Origin of the sequence: Ensifer sp. 1H6, from assembly GCF_001976035.1 — a bacterium.
Classification (GTDB): domain Bacteria; phylum Pseudomonadota; class Alphaproteobacteria; order Rhizobiales; family Rhizobiaceae; genus Ensifer; species Ensifer canadensis.
In genome coordinates this window covers 61,056-77,893 of record NZ_MOAI01000010.1, presented here as the reverse complement: position 1 = coordinate 77,893, position 16,838 = coordinate 61,056, and the positions used below count along the sequence as shown (strand labels likewise).

12 protein-coding genes, 1 tRNA gene and 1 pseudogene are annotated in these 16,838 nt (G+C 63.1%); 8 read left to right on the top strand and 6 right to left on the bottom strand.

All coding sequences use genetic code 11. The annotated features are described in order from the left end of the window. Positions 1-57: 57 nt before the first annotated feature. Both BKP54_RS13840 and BKP54_RS13835 read right to left on the bottom strand, forming a co-directional pair. Positions 58-1,269: a GGDEF domain-containing protein gene (locus BKP54_RS13840; RefSeq protein WP_025426216.1), complete on the bottom strand. Its 1,212-nt coding sequence runs from the start codon at positions 1,267-1,269 to the stop codon at positions 58-60. A 234-nt stretch (positions 1,270-1,503) separates the two neighbouring features. Further along, a tRNA-Gln gene (locus BKP54_RS13835) sits at positions 1,504-1,578 on the bottom strand. A 214-nt stretch (positions 1,579-1,792) separates the two neighbouring features. Between BKP54_RS13835 and BKP54_RS13830 the strand changes: the two genes are divergently transcribed. The 4 genes from BKP54_RS13830 to BKP54_RS13815 are packed head-to-tail and all read left to right on the top strand — an operon-like array spanning position 1,793 to position 4,138. Next, on the top strand, positions 1,793-2,089 hold the full coding sequence (locus BKP54_RS13830) for a cupin domain-containing protein (protein WP_025426215.1): 297 nt from the start codon (positions 1,793-1,795) through the stop codon (positions 2,087-2,089). Between the two features lie 17 nt (positions 2,090-2,106). Beyond that, positions 2,107-3,030, top strand: a complete 924-nt coding sequence (locus BKP54_RS13825; RefSeq protein WP_025426214.1) for an MBL fold metallo-hydrolase — start codon at positions 2,107-2,109, stop codon at positions 3,028-3,030. A 2-nt stretch (positions 3,031-3,032) separates the two neighbouring features. Further along, positions 3,033-3,485 carry a thiol-disulfide oxidoreductase DCC family protein gene (locus BKP54_RS13820; protein ID WP_025426213.1) on the top strand — a complete coding sequence of 151 codons (453 nt, stop codon included), beginning with the start codon at positions 3,033-3,035 and terminating at the stop codon, positions 3,483-3,485. A gap of 20 nt (positions 3,486-3,505) precedes the next feature. Continuing rightward, positions 3,506-4,138, top strand: a complete 633-nt coding sequence (locus BKP54_RS13815) for a DUF4166 domain-containing protein (protein ID WP_057211504.1) — start codon at positions 3,506-3,508, stop codon at positions 4,136-4,138. Between the two features lie 23 nt (positions 4,139-4,161). On the opposite strand, the gene BKP54_RS13810 is transcribed toward BKP54_RS13815, so the two are convergent. Then, positions 4,162-5,070: a DUF1499 domain-containing protein gene (locus BKP54_RS13810; protein ID WP_025426211.1), complete on the bottom strand. Its 909-nt coding sequence runs from the start codon at positions 5,068-5,070 to the stop codon at positions 4,162-4,164. A 260-nt stretch (positions 5,071-5,330) separates the two neighbouring features. On the opposite strand from BKP54_RS13810, the gene BKP54_RS13805 reads away from it, so the two are divergent. Together BKP54_RS13805 and BKP54_RS13800 are read left to right on the top strand one after the other, a co-directional pair. Next, positions 5,331-5,720, top strand: coding sequence for a hypothetical protein (locus BKP54_RS13805; protein WP_025426210.1), 390 nt, complete (start codon positions 5,331-5,333; stop codon positions 5,718-5,720). A gap of 350 nt (positions 5,721-6,070) precedes the next feature. Further along, positions 6,071-6,352 carry a hypothetical protein gene (locus BKP54_RS13800; protein ID WP_025426209.1) on the top strand — a complete coding sequence of 94 codons (282 nt, stop codon included), beginning with the start codon at positions 6,071-6,073 and terminating at the stop codon, positions 6,350-6,352. 176 nt (positions 6,353-6,528) lie between these two features. Here BKP54_RS13800 and ppdK read toward each other — a convergent pair whose 3' ends face one another. Further along, a complete protein-coding gene (ppdK, locus tag BKP54_RS13795) occupies positions 6,529-9,195 on the bottom strand; it encodes a pyruvate, phosphate dikinase (protein WP_025426208.1) in 2,667 nt (888 codons plus the stop codon). Positions 9,196-9,332: 137 nt separating this feature from the next. Further along, a complete protein-coding gene (locus tag BKP54_RS13790; protein ID WP_025426207.1) occupies positions 9,333-10,043 on the bottom strand; it encodes a hypothetical protein in 711 nt (236 codons plus the stop codon). A 163-nt stretch (positions 10,044-10,206) separates the two neighbouring features. Between BKP54_RS13790 and BKP54_RS13785 the strand changes: the two genes are divergently transcribed. Together BKP54_RS13785 and BKP54_RS13780 are read left to right on the top strand one after the other, a co-directional pair. Then, positions 10,207-11,256, top strand: coding sequence for an AraC family transcriptional regulator (locus BKP54_RS13785; protein ID WP_025426206.1), 1,050 nt, complete (start codon positions 10,207-10,209; stop codon positions 11,254-11,256). 251 nt (positions 11,257-11,507) lie between these two features. Continuing rightward, the gene (locus BKP54_RS13780) at positions 11,508-13,319 is read left to right on the top strand and encodes a caspase family protein (protein ID WP_025426205.1); all 1,812 of its coding nucleotides are present in this window, start codon (positions 11,508-11,510) and stop codon (positions 13,317-13,319) included. 2 nt (positions 13,320-13,321) lie between these two features. Here the strand turns inward: BKP54_RS13780 and smc are convergent. Next, a pseudogene (smc, locus tag BKP54_RS13775) lies at positions 13,322-16,782 on the bottom strand (chromosome segregation protein SMC). Between the last annotated feature and the right edge of the window lie 56 nt (positions 16,783-16,838).

The window sequence follows — 16,838 nt, the reverse complement described above, 5'->3', positions numbered from 1 at the left end:
CGGGTTTTCTGCTTCCTTGGAATAGTCCGCCGAAGCCAGCCGCCCTCGGTTATTGCTTCAGGCAGCCGGACTGGCTGCATTTGCCGGCTGAGCAACCTCTGCCGGCCCAGCGGTCAGCGGCATATCCGCAGCCACGACCCGGTCGCGCCCCTCGCGCTTGGCGCGATAAAGCCTTGCATCGGCGCGCGCGCTGAACGCCTGGAAACGTTCACTGCCATCGCGTTGCGCCAGACCGAAACTCGCGGTCACGCTTTCTGTCGCGCCAAGAACAGGAAAACGGTGAATTGCCAGCCGCTCGCGAATACACTCGGCAACCGCCATCGCCGCATCCACGTCCATCCCAGGTAGGAGGATTGCGAACTCCTCGCCGCCAATCCGCGCGACAAGATCTGCTTCACGCACGCTGTCGCGCAATACGCCCGCAAACGTCGCCAGCACTCTGTCACCGGCCGCATGTCCATGGGCGTCGTTGATCGCCTTGAAATGATCGATATCGCAGAGGATCAGGCTGAGCGGTGCACCCGCATTGCGAAACAGCCTTGCCACTCGCTCCTCCAGCCCCCGACGATTGAGGACACCCGTCAGCGGGTCGACATCGCGCTCGCGCCTGAGATCGTCCATGACATCCGTCAGCGCCGCCGCAAGCAGCGCGAAGGCAAGCGCTGTACCCGCCGCCGCGATCAGCAACTGCATCATGTTCCAGAAGAGCGACGCGCCGAAAGCCTCGATGCTGGCGGTCGCGTCAGTGCCAAATGTCAGCCAGGTGCGCGGGAAGAAGTGGATCGCAACGACAGCCACAACCCAGAACAGGACGCGGTCTACAAGGCGACCATGTCGCAGAGCCCGAATGCGCCAGGCGGCGGCCGCAAGGATCAACCCATACCCAAAAGCCTGCACGTAGATCCGCACCAGAAGGTTCGGCCTGATATAGTAGAAGTACCAAAGCAGAGCGGTTATCACACCGATTGCCCCGAGTGCCGCCTTCCAGCCCATGCCGCGACCTGAACGACGCAGGATGGCCTCCGCGGCAGCAAGCACCGCAAGCGTATAGAGCAGGCCAGTCGGGATGGTATTGGCGCCGATATCGAGGGGCAGCAGCATGATCTGCATAAACGCCGCTGTCGCAAACAATAGGCAGGCGGCAGTCAGAAGCAGCAGATAGTGCCGCTTCTTCTCAATCGACCACGCCCATCCAAAGGCAAGGCCGAATAGCACGAACAGTCCCGGCCATGCCGAAGCGATCGCCGATGCCGCCAGAGGTCCATTCATTTTCCGGCTGTTTCCTCCCTGGCAACCAACGCCTCTCACGCGACGTGAAGACGTGCATCCAGACGTTGCGTGCATGAATGCGGCAGACAGATGGAGGAAAGATGAAAGACGCCCCTAGAATTTTAAGGAGACTCGAGGACCGGGCATACACGGCAACGCGACAGCCATCGTCAAGCGCGACGCCGAACTTGGCATCCGGGACGTTGAGAGGACAGAACGCTTGAAAGAAAAATGTGGCTGGGGCGCCTGGATTCGAACCAGGGGATGGCGGTACCAAAAACCGCTGCCTTACCGCTTGGCTACGCCCCAACGAAATTGGCGAGAAATAGTTTCGCCAAATCGAGCGCCTGATTAGCAAAGCTCGTGCCGCGTCACAATGATTAAGTTTGTGGTTCGAGCGGTTTTGTTGGGCTTTGTTCGCCAGCATACACTTCGCCCTCGGCGAAACGCCAGTGCCCGATGCCGCACCGCCCTTCCCTTCCCGACCGTCACCTCCTATTCTCCGGCGCGAATGGAGACCCCAATGAGCCAGTTTCGCGCCCGTCCGCCCGCCGTGCCCAGCATTCTTGTCGATGACGCGGTCGTGCGCATTACTAGGTGGGACTTCGAACCCGGTGCCGATACCGGCCATCATGTCCACGGTCTCGGTTATGTCGTCGTGCCGATGACCGATTGCCGGTTCCTGCTGGAGGAGGAAGGCGGCAGCCGCCGGGTGGATATCGCCAAGGGAGCGGCCTACCGGCGCGAGGCCGGCATGGCGCACAACGTCGTCAATGCCGGCAGCGAACCGATGTCCTTCATCGAGATCGAATACAAGTGAAGGCCAGGAAACGACGCATGCAGGGCCCCGACTTCGATCTCGACTTCAAGCCGGCACATGGCGAGGCCGTGACCGTTGCCGACGGCGTGCAGCGCATCACCGTCAACAATCCCGGCCCTTTCACCTTTCACGGCACCAACAGCTATATCGTCGGTAATCGCTCGGTGGCGGTGATCGATCCGGGCCCGGAGGACGAAGCGCATTTTCAGGCGTTGATGTCGGCGCTTAGGGGCCGCGAGGTGACCCACATCGCCGTCAGCCACACCCACCGCGACCACTCGCCGCTGGCGCGGCGACTGAAGGCCGCGACGGGCGCGGCAATCGTCGGCGAAGGGCCTCACCGTGCCGCCAGACCTTTGCATGAAGGCGAGATCAACCCCTTCGCCGAGAGTTCCGATATGGACTTCTCGCCCGACATCATCCTTGCCGATGGCGGACGGATCGAAGGCGACGGCTGGGCGCTGACGGGGCTCGCCACCCCCGGCCACACCGCCAACCACATGGCATTTGCGCTCGACGGCACCGGCACGGTCTTTTCCGCAGACCACGTCATGGCCTGGGCGACGACGATCGTCGCACCGCCGGATGGCGCCATGGCAGACTACATGGCCTCGCTGGAAAAGCTGCTGATGCGTGACGACCGGCTCTATCTGCCCGGCCACGGCGGGCCTGTCATCGAGCCGGCTTCATTCCTCAGGGGCCTGCGCGCCCACCGGCGCATGCGTGAGCGCGCCGTGCTTGAGCGCGTCCGCGCCGGCGACGGCAAGATCCCCGACATGGTCAAGGTGATCTATGCCTCCACCGACACACGACTGCATGGCGCAGCAGCCCTCTCCGTGCTGGCGCATCTTGAAGACCTGGTCGAACAGGGACGTGTTGAGACCGATGGACCGCCGTCCCTTTTCGGCGACTATCGCCTGGCGCCGGGAGGGGCTGGCTGAGGATGCGGCGGCAAGCGCACAGCTACCGCGAGGACCCGTCGGTGCCGCGCTTTCCCGACGATCGGCCGGTGATCGTCTTTGACGGCGAATGCATCTTCTGCTCGGGCTGGGTGCGCTTCATGCTGCGCCATGACCGGCAAGCGCGCTATCGTTACCTGACGGCGCAATCGCCGCTCGGCCAGGCGCTCTACCGGCACTATGGCCTCGATACAGAGAACTATGAAAGCAACATCCTGATCGAGAACGGTATTGCGCGCTTCAAATCGGACGGATCGATTCGCACGCTTGCAGGATTGGGCCTGCCATGGTCGCTGGTGAATATCTGCCGCATTTTGCCTGCTGCCCTTCGCGATCCGCTCTACGATCTCGTTGCAAGGAACCGCTACCGCATCGCCGGGCGCCGCCAGACCTGCATGGTTCCGACCGCCGACGAGCGCGGGCGTTTCATCGCGTGAAGGACGCAGCGGAAAGTGGCATGGTCCGTCAGCAAAGCCTCTACCGACGAGTTCTCGGCGCTGAATGGGATCGCTTGCCCACGGCGATCCGCACTCTGCATGAGACGTCGGATGGGCAAGCCATTTTCAGGGGGCGTGCGACCATCGAGCGTGGCAAGGGGTCATGGGGCCGCCTCACCGCCTCTGTCTTCGGCTTTCCCGTGGCCGGCGAGAATGTGCCGGTCGAGATCCGTTTCGAGTGCGCCAATGGTCGCGAGATCTGGACGCGGCGGTTTGGAGAGAAGGTTTTGCGCAGCTCCCAGCAAAAAGCCGAGAACCGGAAGGAACGATTGCTTGCCGAGGGTTTCGGGCCGTTCCGGATCCTGTGCGCCTTGGAGCCTGTGGGAAACCGCCTGCATCTCAGGGTTCGCGGCTGGTCCTTCCTCGGCCTCCCGCTTCCAGCGTTGCTGGCGCCAGGTGGCCGGACGTTCGAGGAAGATCGCGATGGCCTGTTCCACTTCCACGTCGAGGTCGAAAGCCCATTGACCGGCTTGATTGTGCGCTATCGCGGCTGGCTCAAGGCGGACGACGAGGCACCATCGCCGATCGCAAACGTGCGAGACCAAAAGCTGCCTCATGGATCTGGTGGCCACGACGCCCTCATGCAGGACTGAAGCGTCTGCCGGTATTCTGCGGATCAATCGCCGGCGATGCCGAGCAGCTCCGCATCGAGCGCCCGCAGGAACTGGTCGGCGAAGGCGGCGCCGATGCCGAGGTCGTGCTGGCCGTAGCGAGACGCGACGCGCAGGTCGACGAACGTCGTTTCCGCTTCTTCGCGCAGGCGGATCAGCACATCGAAACGAAAGCCGGCAATCAGCGTCCGCCATTCTCCCTGAAGCACGACGTCACTGGAACGCCGCCCTGGAAGGGCGCCCTCCAAAGCCAGCTCCGGTCGGGATTCCGGCACGGGTATGTTCTCCGGCTCGGCGGCGGCGTCCGCCCCGGCATTCGGCCGCACCGCCAGATCCTCGAGATCGGCGCGGGCGTTTTCGACGCCGAGTTCCTGCGTGACGCCGACGCGCGTTTTCTCGACGACATTGCGCACACCTTGGAAAACGCGGTCGAGCGCACCGTCGTATCGTCGTCCGGTCAGGCCGGGATAGGCGATAATCTGCGCTTCGCGGTCCTCGGGCGTCACAGCCGGATTGCGCTTCAGCCAGCTTTCCTCCGTCTGCGGCACCTTCAGCCAAGGCGGCGGCGTCACTGTGTCGGTGCTGACATCATAGATCGCCGGCCGGGTCAGGTACTGCGCGATGCCGAAACCGATGAAACCGAGCGTGGGCGCCGCATAGACAAGGGCCGAGGCGGAGGCGATGCCACCGATCGCGGCCACCTGCCAAAGCCGCGCGAGCCCGACTACGGCAAGCAGGACGCCGAGCAGTGCAAAAGCACCGGAGAGCCCGACCAATCCAAGGAAATGCGGCGTCGTCAACGGGCCGAACCGGTGCGCCAGCAGGGACAGCGCGAAGATCGCAAAGGCTATGCGGGCAAAGCGGCGCGCCCAGTGGGCGGCATAGGAATAGGGGCGCTCGTACCGGACCATCATATAACGGAATCAATCCCCTGCATCGAAACAGACCAGCATTCTTAGACCATGGCCGGGGCCGTGAAAACAGGCAATAGGATGCGGCTGGAGACCTGGGCCGCGCGCCTGCAGCCACTTGCCGCAAAATCGCCATTCTCGTTAACCACCTATCAGAAACTGGAAATATGCCCGTACGCCGGCAAAAGTCGTCGCGAATCGTCAATCGGGGGGCAAGGGCCGACGCTGGGAACGCATCCGGCACGGCAAGATGGAGAGACATCATGGTCGCATCGCAAGCAGCCGTGGCAACAGCCACCCACGCAGCACCGCCTCCGCCGGCTGACGCCCGCATTCCCATGGCGCTGCTGGAGCTGGAGCTTTCGCTCGACGGTTTCTCCGGAAGCAAGGACGATTTCACCGCCTTCATCCGCACGGTTGCCGACAACGTCGGCGGCGAGTTTCTCTTTGCCTTGCCCGCTTCCGGCCTGGTCGACGATTGCCTGAGCATCGCGGTCCTTCGGCTCGGCGGGACCGAGGGCGACGCGTCGCCAATCCTGTTTGTCTGCCTCGAAGAAGAGGGCTCGACGATCCGGCTCGAGCACCCCGGCGAGAACACCCAGGATCTGAAAAGCTTTGCCGAATCCTTTGTCGGCGTGCTTGAGCGCATGTGACCATCCGGACTTGCCGAAAACGGATTGACGGTCGCCCAACGGCTGCCCCATCATGTCTTCATGCGATCGAATCGTGAATGCAAAATCCGTGTTGTGCGTTTCTGCCCTTGGCTTGTAGCTGCGCCGAAGCCTCGGCCCTCGATTGCACGATCCACCCTACCGATCTTTACAGCCATACCCGAAAAAATCAGGGTGGACACGACGGCCCGCCATGCGGCAGAGCTCTGTCCTGCAGGCGGCGGTAAAGACCTGAGCGACCGGTGTACCCAACAGCCTTCTGACAAAAGCTGAGGTTCGGGCACAAGCAAAGCCGGTCTTTCGCCGAGCCGATCTGCATCCGCTCAGGAGGCATGAATACGATGAAGACCAAACTGCTGACCCTTGCCGCCATCGGGCTCTTGCTTGCGGCCTGCCAGACGATGACGCCGGAAGAGCGGCGCGCCGCCGACGGCAACACCTGCGCCTCCTACGGCTTTCGGCGCGGCACCGATGCATTCGCCACCTGCCTGCAACGCATCGAGCTCGACCGCCGCGCCGAGCGGCGCAGCTACCGCTATGACAATGATGTGATGATGTGGGGTTGGAACCGGCCGGTCGTCATTGCACGCCCGGTTATCGTGCAGTCTAAGTAGCTCTGAAACGAGATGCCTACAGCGCCGCGCGTCTTGATAGACGCGCAAAGGTCGCTGTAGCACTTTGAATTACTGCATGTTTTTGTCCTTAAATCGAATAGGATTTAAGGAAACATGCAGTCGCCCCGGGCACCCTTGACCGGGGCGTTGAGGTTATGGCCGGTATCGATGCCGCCTCACGCCTTGCCGTTGATCGCCGCCTGTGCGGCGGCGAGCCGGGCTATCGGCACGCGGAAGGGCGAACAGGAGACATAGTCGAGGCCCGCTTCTTCGCAAAAGCGGATCGAGGCCGGATCGCCGCCATGTTCGCCGCAGATGCCGAGCTTGAGGCCGTTCTTGGTCCGGCGTCCGCGCTCCGTGGCGATCTGGATCAGTTCGCCGACACCGTCGAAATCGAGCGAGACGAAGGGATCCTGCTCGATGATGCCCTTCTGCTGATAGGTCGCCAGGAACTGCGAGGCGTCGTCGCGTGAAATGCCGAATGTCGTCTGGGTCAAGTCGTTGGTGCCAAACGAGAAGAAGTCGGCGGCTTCCGCAATCACATGGGCGCGAAGTGCCGCGCGCGGCAGCTCGATCATGGTGCCGACGAGATAGTCGATGTCGATGCCGGCTTCGCCGATCACCGCCTTTGCCACCGCATCGATGCGCTCCTTGACGTAGTCGAGTTCGGCGCGCAGGCCGACGAGCGGCACCATGATCTCAGGCACGACGGCAGCGCCGGTTTCGCGCGCGGCTTCGACCGCCGCCTCGAAGATGGCGCGAGCCTGCATCTCGGCGATCTCCGGATAGGAGATGGCCAGACGGCAGCCACGATGGCCGAGCATCGGGTTGAACTCGTGCAGCTGGTCGACGCGCTGACGCAGGGCTGACGGATCCAGTGACAAAACACCGGCAACATCAGCGATTTCCTCATCCGTCTTCGGCAGAAATTCGTGCAGCGGCGGGTCGAGCAGACGGATTGTCACCGGCAGCCCGTGCATGATGGAAAAGAGTTCGACGAAGTCCGAACGCTGCATCGGCAGCAGCTTGGCGAGCGCCAGCCGCCGCCCGGCTTCGTCTTCCGCCAGGATCATCTCGCGCATGACATTGATGCGGCCATCCTCGAAGAACATGTGCTCGGTACGGCAAAGGCCGATGCCCTCGGCACCAAAAGAGCGGGCGGCGCGCGCGTCGGCCGGCGTTTCGGCGTTTGTGCGCACGGTCATGCGGCGGCTGGCGTCCGCCCAGGCCATGATCTTTCCAAAATCGCCCGAAAGCTCCGGCTGGAGCATGGCGATCGCGCCCTTCAGCACTTGGCCGGACGAGCCGTCGATGGTGATGATGTCGCCCTTCTTCAGCGTCACGCTCGGCGTGATCAGCAATTCGTTGCGCAGATCGACGCGGATGCCGCCCGCACCGGAAACGCAAGGGGTGCCCATGCCGCGCGCAACCACCGCGGCGTGACTGGTCATGCCGCCGCGCGTGGTCAGAATGCCTTCGGCGGCGTGCATGCCGTGAATGTCTTCCGGACTGGTTTCGATGCGCACGAGGATGACCTTGCGGCCTTCCTTGTCGGCCTGGACGGCCTCTTCCGAGGTGAAGACCATTTCGCCGGTTGCAGCCCCCGGCGAAGCCGGAAGGCCGGAGCCGATGATATCGCGGCGCGCGTGCGGATCGATCGTCGGATGCAGCAACTGATCGAGCGAAGCCGGATCGATGCGGGCGACCGCTTCGTTCTTCGAGATCAGCCCCTCGTCCGCCATGTCGACGGCGATCTTCAGGGCGGCCTTGGCCGTCCGCTTGCCGGAGCGCGTCTGCAGCATCCAGAGCGTGCCGCGCTCGATGGTGAATTCGAGGTCCTGCATGTCGCGATAATGCCGCTCGAGCTTGTCGCAGATCGTGCGGAACTCGGCAAAGGCCTCCGGCATCAGCTTTTCAAGCGATGGCTTGTCGGAGCCGGACGCAATGCGGGCCGCCTCGGTGATGTTTTGCGGCGTGCGGATGCCGGCAACCACGTCTTCGCCCTGGGCATTGACGAGGAACTCGCCGTAAAGCTCGTTCTCTCCGGTCGAGGGGTTGCGGGTAAACGCAACGCCGGTCGCCGACGAATTGCCGAGATTGCCGAAAACCATCGCCTGGACGTTGACCGCGGTGCCCCAGGCCGCCGGGATGCTGTGCAGATGGCGGTAGGTGATGGCGCGCGGGTTCATCCAGCTGGAGAACACGGCGCCGATGGCGCCCCAGAGCTGGATTTCCGGATCCTGCGGAAACGGCTCGCCGAGCGTTTCCTCGATCGCGTCCTTGTAGCGTGTGATGACATGTTGCCATTCGACCGCGGAAAGTTCGGTATCCTGCTCGTGGCCGAGGCGGGCCTTCTCGTCTTCAAGGATCTCCTCGAAGATATCGTGGTCGACGCCCATGACGACGTCGCCATACATCTGTATGAAGCGGCGGTAGCTGTCCCAGGCAAACCGCGCATCGCCGGCGTCGTGACCGAGCGCATGCACGGACTGATCGTTGAGGCCGAGATTGAGGACAGTGTCCATCATCCCCGGCATCGAGGCGCGGGCGCCGGAACGCACGGAAAGCAGCAGCGGACGGTTGGTGTCGCCAAAAACCCGGCCGGTGACTTCCTCCATCCGGCGAATGCCTTCGCGGACCTGGTCGTGCAGGCCCTCGGGTATTTCGCGGCTATTGTCGAAATAGCTGTTGCAGGCATCGGTGATGATGGTCAGCCCCGGCGGCACCGGCAGGCCCAGACTGCACATTTCCGCAAGGTTTGCACCCTTGCCGCCCAGCCTGTCACGATCACCCGCACGCCCTTCGGCCTTGCCCCCACCGAAGGTGTAAACCCATTTCATCATGCCTGCTCTCCACCCAAAAACAGTCTTTTATGACGATTTACAGTATATGCTTCAGCCTGGAAATGCACCCGCCGAAGATTTATGCTGCATTGCATCATTTTTCCGACTGTCGAACGCACTGCGGCGGACTTCGAGGCTCAGCGGATCGTCGCGCGCACCATCTCCCCCTTGATGCAAATCAGAGGCCTGGCGCCGGGGATCGCCGTTCGCGAACTGTCGACCCAGGAGGCCGTCGCCATCACCCGATAATCAATGAAACTTGCCGCATCGAATCCGAGGTGAATGTCGAGTGCCTTGCCGGAGATCTCCACGGTCTCGGACTGCGAGGTCTTCTCATAGATCAGCCGCGCCCGCAGGGCGTCGACATCGAGCCTCACCTGTCCGACGTGCCCCTCGATCGAAACATCAGCTGCCTTGCCCTTGAGCGCCACACTCGAAAACTCCCCCTCAAGCGCGGCTTGGAACGCCGGTTGCTCCACAGAGATTGACGCTCCCTTTTTCAGGTTGGCGCGAAATGCGGTCCTGCACTCCTCCAATTCCGGCCAGGAGGGCGCTGCCACAACGATGTAAAGGGTCGAACCTTCGACGCGCATACGGGTCTCCGATACGCAATCGCTGTAGAACCAGCTGGAATAGAAGGGGGCAAACCAGCCGGACCGCCTGCTCTCGACCGAGGCGCTGAAGGGCAAAGTCTCATCGCTGGTGAGTTCGATTGCGCTTGCGTCGCCGGTGGCGACGATCGCCGTGACGCCGGTGATATCGATGTCCCTCGCCGATGTCTCGGCATTGCTCGCCAGGGCGAGGAGAAGGATGGGGGCGAGAACCATTGCTGGCGGTCCGATCAACATTTGACGCTCCATTCGTGCGGTCTGGCACCATCGCCGGACCGGAATAGCTCGCCTGAAATCGAACGCAGTCGCGACCTTGATCGCGTTTCGGGTCGACCCTGAACGCAATCAAGGGCATCATCCTGCCATCCGCCCACCTCCCTCCCGAAGAATTCTTCCGCTCATGCTGTTTGTACCGCTCCCCTTCGTCGTTTCCCTGCTGCTGATGATCGTGATTGTCCGGATGTTTTGGCAGCGCGGCGAGGCCATGACCTTCGAGCAACGCCTGTTCCTGCTGCTCGTGTGCGCTTATGCACTGCAATCCGTGCTGATCGGCATCCGATGGGGCTACGAAATCCGTACCATCCTCTTGGCACAGGCGATGCTTGCGACGTTCAACGCGGCGCTGGCATGGGTTTGCTTCAGCAGCCTTGCGAGCGATGGTCCGCCACGCCTGGGGCAAATCGCCTGGCACCTCCTGCCCCCGCTCATCGTCGGGGTCATGATGTTTGCCTGGCGCGATGCGGTCGGCACGGCGATCACCCTGTTCTTTCTCGGCTACGGGTTTGCCTTGCTCTGGCTTGCGCGGCGGGGCCCGAACGCACTGGTCGCCTCGCGGCTCGACGGCGTGCTTCGCTCATACCGATCGCTCAAGTTCACCGGGTGGGCGCTGATCGCCTCAGCGCTTAGCGACGTCGCCATCGGCTTCGACCAGCTGCGCAATGGAGGTGCCTATTCCGGCGCGATCGTTGCGGCAGGCAACGTACTCGCCCTGCTCATTCTCGGCACCGCCGCCTCGATCGCCAGCTTCGACACATCGACAGACAGCGGACGGGGGGACGCAGCGCCTTTGCCGCAAGAGCGCACTGCGACTGAAGAAGATGCCGAGATCGTGCGAAGCATCGACGACCTGATGCGCAGGAAAGCGCTCTACAAGGATCTCGAGCTCAACCTCTCGCGGATCGCCCGCAAGCTCGGCGTGCCGGCCCGGCGGATTTCCAATGCCATCAACCGGATCCACGGCATCAGCGTCTCGCAATATGTCAACAACTACCGGGTGGAGGAAGCCTGCCGGCTGCTTTCGGCGACCGACGAGGCAATCACGCAGATCGCCTTCGAGGCCGGCTTCCTGACGAAATCGAACTTCAACCGCGAGTTCCTGCGCGTCACCGGCCAGAGCCCTTCTTCGTGGCGCGAAGAGCAGCGCGTGCCCGAATTTCGCGAAGCGGCATAGAGCCTACTGCACGTTTCCTTAAATCGTATTCGATTCAAAACATGCAGCAATCCAAGGTGCTGCAGCGACCTTTGCGCGTCTAACAAGACGCGCGGCGCTGTAGTTTACCGCGTGGCGCTGACGCAATCGGCCCAGGACTGCACATTGCAGCATCCATCATAAATATCTAATATTACGAAGCGATGAGGGGCACATCGGCGAATATCCCGTCATGGCGATCCGTTTCAGTCCTGTGGGCTTGGAGGCAGGTCATGAAATGTCGTGCGAAACTGCGCTTTTCGATGCTGTCATTTCTGCTTTTGTTGTTTGCTGCGAGCCCAGTGTTCGGCGACAATGGCGGCAAGCGGCTGGCTCTGATCGTTGGCATGAGTAACTACGCGATCGCCGGAAGCTTGCCGAACGCGACCCGCGACGCCGAAGCCTTCAGCGGCTTCCTGCAGAGCAAAGGCTTTGAAGCGGACCTCGTGCTGAATGCAGACCGCAAGAGCTTTGCCGAGGCGCTCTCGCGCTTCGCCCGCAAGATCGGGCCGCAGGATATTGCACTGTTCTATTTTGCCGGCCACGGCATGCAGCTCCATGGCGAGAATTTTCTGATCGGCACGGATGCCAGGCTCGAAAGCGAGTTCGACGTGCCGGCGGAAACCGTGGCGCTGTCCGAGATCATCAATGCACTCGAAAAACGCGCCCGGATATCCCTGGTGTTCCTCGACGCCTGTCGCAACAATCCGCTCGCCAACAAACTGAATGTCGACGTCGATGGCGCCACGCGTGGCGGCGCCACCCGCGGACTTGCACCGATCGAAACGCAAGGTGCCGGTACACTGGTCGCCTTTGCGGCCGCCCCGGGACAGGTCGCTGCCGACGGCACCGACGGGCATTCACCCTTTACCCGCGCCCTGATCGCCAACCTCTCCGGCCCCGGGCTTGAGGTTGGCACCGCCTTCAAGCGCGTGGTTCGCGATGTGCGCAAGGACACGGGCGGCAAACAATCACCGCAGATCCTTTCGTCCCTGTCGCTGGAATTCTACTTCGGGCCGGAAACACCGACGGCGGCATCGACGCAGACGGCCCCCTCGACTGCCGTCGATCCGGCAGAGCTTGAAGCCGAAGCCGATTTCAAAAAGGCGCTTCGTGTCGGTACGCCGCGCATCTGGCGCTTCTTCGTCGCCAAGCATCGCACAGGCGAATATGCCGAACTTGGTAGGCAGGCATTGGCGCAGATCGACCCGGCGACAGCGCGGGGTCAAAATTCAACGCCGCAGACGATCGAGAGCCGGTTGCTTCCGAGCAAGGAAGCGCGGAGGAGCGTGCAGCTGGCGCTCGCGGCGACGGGGCTTGAGATCGGCACGGCCGACGGCGTCTTCGGCGAGCAGACCCGCACTGCCATCCGGCAGTACCAAAGCCGGAACCAGCAGCCGAGCAACGGCTTTATCAGCGAACGCACCGCCAAGGCACTTGGCATCGCCGTTTCGCAGGATATCGACGGCGTCTACAGCGCCACCAAGGCCCGCGAATACAAGATCGATGATTTGAGAGGGCTGGAGACCGACGGGCGGGTTCTGAGGGCAGTTGAATGCCTACCTCGCTACGACACTGTCTATGGTGCCTTCCAGGGGCATCTCTACGTCGTCGTGCGATACCTCTATGTCCCTGCCTCAGTCGCACAATATTGGGCCAAGAGTTGCGGCGCACATCTCGCTACAATCACTTCGGACGCAGAGAACGAGTTCGTCGCCTCACTCTTCAACAGCGACGAGAACTTCTTCAACACCGGATACGATCCGAATGGCGGCGTCAGCTACAAGATGGGTCCGTGGATCGGTCTCGTTCAAGCGTCCCAGGGCAGAGAGCCGCGCGGCGGATGGGGCTGGGACGACGGCGAGCCGCTGACGTACTCGAAATGGTTTGCCAACATGCCGAACGAGCACAAGAAGGGCGACGATGTTGGCATGTATTATGCTCACCGCGAAGGCAGAGCCGATCTTAAATCGCTGCGGGTAACGACTTGGGACGACATGGGTCCGCAAGACGCGACCGGGAGCTTCCTGCTTGAGTTCGAGTAGAGTTACACCACTTCCCTCAGCCGCTCTGCCGTCTGCAGGTCGACGGAAACAAGCTGCGACACGCCCTGCTCCGCCATGGTGACGCCGAACAGGCGGTTCATGCGGGCCATGGTGATCGGGTTGTGGGTGATGATGACGAAGCGGGTTTCGGTCGATGCCGCCATCTCGTCCATCAGGTTGCAGTAGCGCTCGACATTGTGGTCGTCGAGCGGCGCGTCGACTTCGTCAAGAACGCAGATCGGCGCCGGATTGGTGAGGAAGACGGCGAAGATCAACGCCATTGCCGTCAGCGCCTGTTCACCGCCCGACAGCAGCGTCATGGTCTGCGGCTTCTTGCCCGGCGGACGGGCAAGGATTTCAAGGCCGGCTTCAAGCGGGTCGTCGCTCTCGATCAATTGCAGCTCGGCCGTGCCGCCACCGAAGAGATGGGTGAAAAGCCGTTGGAACTGGGCGTTGACCACGTCGAAGGCGACGATCAGCCGCTCGCGACCCTCACGGTTGAGGTTCTGGATGGCGCTGCGCAGCTTGCGGATCGCTTCGATGACGTCGTCGCGTTCCTTCAGAAGCAGAGCGAGCCGCTCGGAGAGCTCCTTCTGTTCTTCTTCGGCCCGAAGGTTGACGGCGCCAAGACGCTCCCGCTCGATCTTCAGCCGTTCCAGCTCGCGCTCGACATTGCGCATGTCCGGCAGCGCCTCGTCGACGGCAAGCCCGGTCAGCCGCATAACCTCATGCGGAGCACAGGAGAGCGCCTCCTGGATGCGTGCCTCGATCTCGACCCGGCGCTCGCGGCCGGATACCAGCCGCTCCTCGGCGCGGCCGCGCTTTTCGCGCGATTCTGCCAACTCCGAAAGCGCGGTTGCGGCCATGCGGTCTGCCTCGCGCTGGCGACCCTCGGCCTCGGCCAGGATATCGGCGGCCTCGCGACGTGAAGCCTCGGCCTTCTGCAATTCGTTCATCAGCGCGCGCCGCTTGTCCTCGAACTCGTCGGGCGCATCCATCAGCTCCTCGACCTCGTCGCGCGCTTCCGCCTCGCGATCCCTGAGGGTGGCTATATGTTCTTCGGCGCTTGCCGCCCGTGCTTTCCAGGTCTGGCGTTCGCCTGATATCGCAGTGATCCGGCGCTGGCGCGCCTCGTTTTCGCGCGCAAGTCCGTCATGGGCCGCACGCCTTTCGGCAACCGCTGCCCGGTCGGCGGCGACATCTGCCGTTTGCGTGCGCAATTTCAGCTCAAGTTCTGAAAGGTCGGGCGCATCGGCAAGCGCGTCGTTGGCGGTCTCGATCTGCTCGGCGACCTCTTCAAGCTGGCTTTCAAGCTGGCTCTTGGTTTCGGCAACAACCGCGCGGCGACGCGAGAGATCGCCGGATGCGCGCTCGGCAGCGGCCAGCGCATCGCGCGCTTCGCCGAGCTGGCGCGTGATCATGCGCTGGGCGTCGCGCGCAAGCCTCAGCCGTTCATCCTCGGCGCGGATGCGCGAGCCGGCAGCGGCAAGATCAGCCTCGGCACGGCGGAGCGACTCGCCGGCGTCGTCCGCCTCAGTATCGAGTTCAGCAAGGCGGTTCTTCTGGGCCAGCCTTAGTGCTGCAGCACTTGGCGCTTCGGAACCGGTCACGTGGCCATCCCACCGCCAAACCGAGCCCTGCTTCGTCACCAGGCTCTGGCCGGGTTTCAACAGCGGCATCAGCCGCTCGGCCTCTGCCTCGCTGTCGACAATGCCGACCTGGCTCAAGGCACGCGTCAATGCCTGTGGCGCGCGAACGTGCTCGATGAGTGAGCGCGCCCCTTGCGGCAAGGCGGCATCGCCGGAATGATCGCCCGGTGTACGCCAATGGGCCGGTGCTGCGCTATCGAGCGGCGAATCGAGATCATCGCCAAGCGCTGCGCCAAGCGCCGTCTCGAAGCCGCGGTCGACCTTCATCTCCTCGACAACAGCCGGATAGTCGCCACCACCGGCCGCTTCGAGCATGCGACGGATCGTGCGCGCCTCGGTCTCGATGCCGTTCAGGATGGCCCGCGCCCGATCGACTGGCGGGCGGGCGTCGGCCTCGGCGCGGCGGGTTTCGGCGAGGGTCTCTTCGATGGCTGCGACAGTCGCCTCGGCCTCTTCTAGGGCGGCCTCGGCCACTTCGACCTGGCCCTGTTTTTCGTGCGGGTCGGCAGCGTCGACATCTGCCGGTCGAGTTCGTCAAGATCGCGGGCCTGGTCGGAGAGCTGGCGCGCCAACCGAGCCTGCCGCTCCGAGAGATCGCGCAGCGCCCGCTCAAGCTGGTTGCGACCGGCCTGTGCCTCGGCACGCTCGGCCGTCAGCCGGCTGAGATCTGCTTCGCTCATGGAGAGCTTTTCGTTCGCTTCCTCGAGCCGTTCCCGGGCTTCGCTTGCCCGGTCGTCCGCCTCGGCGAGCAGTTCGCGCAGTTCTTCATCTTCTTCGTCGAGGCGAGCGAGAATACCGGCATTGTCGGCAACCAGGCGCTCCTCGCGGGCGATATCCTCGGCAAGCTGGGCCAGGCGACGCTGCAGCTCGTCGCGACGGCGCAGGATACGGCCAGCATCCTCCTCAAGCTGCGAACGGGCGATCTGCAGCCGCTGCAGTGCGGCCGCCAATTTCGCCTCGCTCTCGCGCAGCTCCGGCAGTTTCAGGCTGGAAATCGCCTGATCCTTGGCGGCCTGCATCTGGGCCTGCGCCTTTTCGGCGACGAGTGCCGTCACCTGGTTGAGTTGGCTGGTCGCCTCGGCTTCGGCTTCCTTGGCCTGAACCCAGCGGATGTGGAACAGGATCGCCTCGTGCTTGCGGATATCGGCAGAGAGCATCTTGAAGCGACTGGCCTGGCGCGCCTGCCGTTTCAGGCTCTCGATCTGGCTTTCGAGCTGAGAGGTGACGTCATCAAGGCGCTCGAGGTTGGTTTCGGCGGCTTTCAGCCGCAGCTCGGCCTCATGCCGGCGCGAGTGCAGGCCGGAAATACCGGCCGCCTCTTCCAGAAGCTGGCGCCTGGCCTGCGGCTTTGCCGCAATCAGCTCGCCGATGCGGCCCTGGCCGACCATCGACGGCGAGCGAGCGCCGGTGGACGCGTCGGCAAACAGCAGCTGCACATCCTTGGCGCGCGCTTCCTTGCCGTTGATCCTGTAGACCGAGCCCTGTTCGCGCTCGATGCGGCGCGTCACCTGGATTTCGTCGCTGTCGTTGAAGGCGGCAGGCGCGGTGCGATCGCTGTTGTCGAGGTAGAGGCCGACTTCGGCGGTGTTGCGCGCCGGGCGATTGCCGGAGCCCGAGAAGATCACATCGTCCATACCGGACGCGCGCATGTTCTTGTAGGAGTTCTCCCCCATAACCCAGCGCAATGCCTCGACAAGGTTCGACTTGCCGCAGCCGTTCGGGCCGACGATGCCGGTCAGACCGCGCTCGATGATGAATTCGCTGGGTTCGACGAAGGATTTGAAGCCAAGCAGGCGAAGCTTGTTGAACTTCATGCGGCAAACGCTGGCGCGGAACGCCCCTCTTCACCCGGCCCCAGGGCATGAAAAAC

Coding starts and splice junctions, on each gene's coding strand:
- BKP54_RS13840 (WP_025426216.1), bottom strand. CDS start 1,269: ATGAATGGACCTCTGGCGGCATCGGCGATCGCTTCGGCATGGCCGGGA.
- BKP54_RS13830 (WP_025426215.1), top strand. CDS start 1,793: ATGAGCCAGTTTCGCGCCCGTCCGCCCGCCGTGCCCAGCATTCTTGTC.
- BKP54_RS13825 (WP_025426214.1), top strand. CDS start 2,107: ATGCAGGGCCCCGACTTCGATCTCGACTTCAAGCCGGCACATGGCGAG.
- BKP54_RS13820 (WP_025426213.1), top strand. CDS start 3,033: ATGCGGCGGCAAGCGCACAGCTACCGCGAGGACCCGTCGGTGCCGCGC.
- BKP54_RS13815 (WP_057211504.1), top strand. CDS start 3,506: ATGGTCCGTCAGCAAAGCCTCTACCGACGAGTTCTCGGCGCTGAATGG.
- BKP54_RS13810 (WP_025426211.1), bottom strand. CDS start 5,070: ATGATGGTCCGGTACGAGCGCCCCTATTCCTATGCCGCCCACTGGGCG.
- BKP54_RS13805 (WP_025426210.1), top strand. CDS start 5,331: ATGGTCGCATCGCAAGCAGCCGTGGCAACAGCCACCCACGCAGCACCG.
- BKP54_RS13800 (WP_025426209.1), top strand. CDS start 6,071: ATGAATACGATGAAGACCAAACTGCTGACCCTTGCCGCCATCGGGCTC.
- ppdK (WP_025426208.1), bottom strand. CDS start 9,195: ATGATGAAATGGGTTTACACCTTCGGTGGGGGCAAGGCCGAAGGGCGT.
- BKP54_RS13790 (WP_025426207.1), bottom strand. CDS start 10,043: ATGTTGATCGGACCGCCAGCAATGGTTCTCGCCCCCATCCTTCTCCTC.
- BKP54_RS13785 (WP_025426206.1), top strand. CDS start 10,207: ATGCTGTTTGTACCGCTCCCCTTCGTCGTTTCCCTGCTGCTGATGATC.
- BKP54_RS13780 (WP_025426205.1), top strand. CDS start 11,508: ATGAAATGTCGTGCGAAACTGCGCTTTTCGATGCTGTCATTTCTGCTT.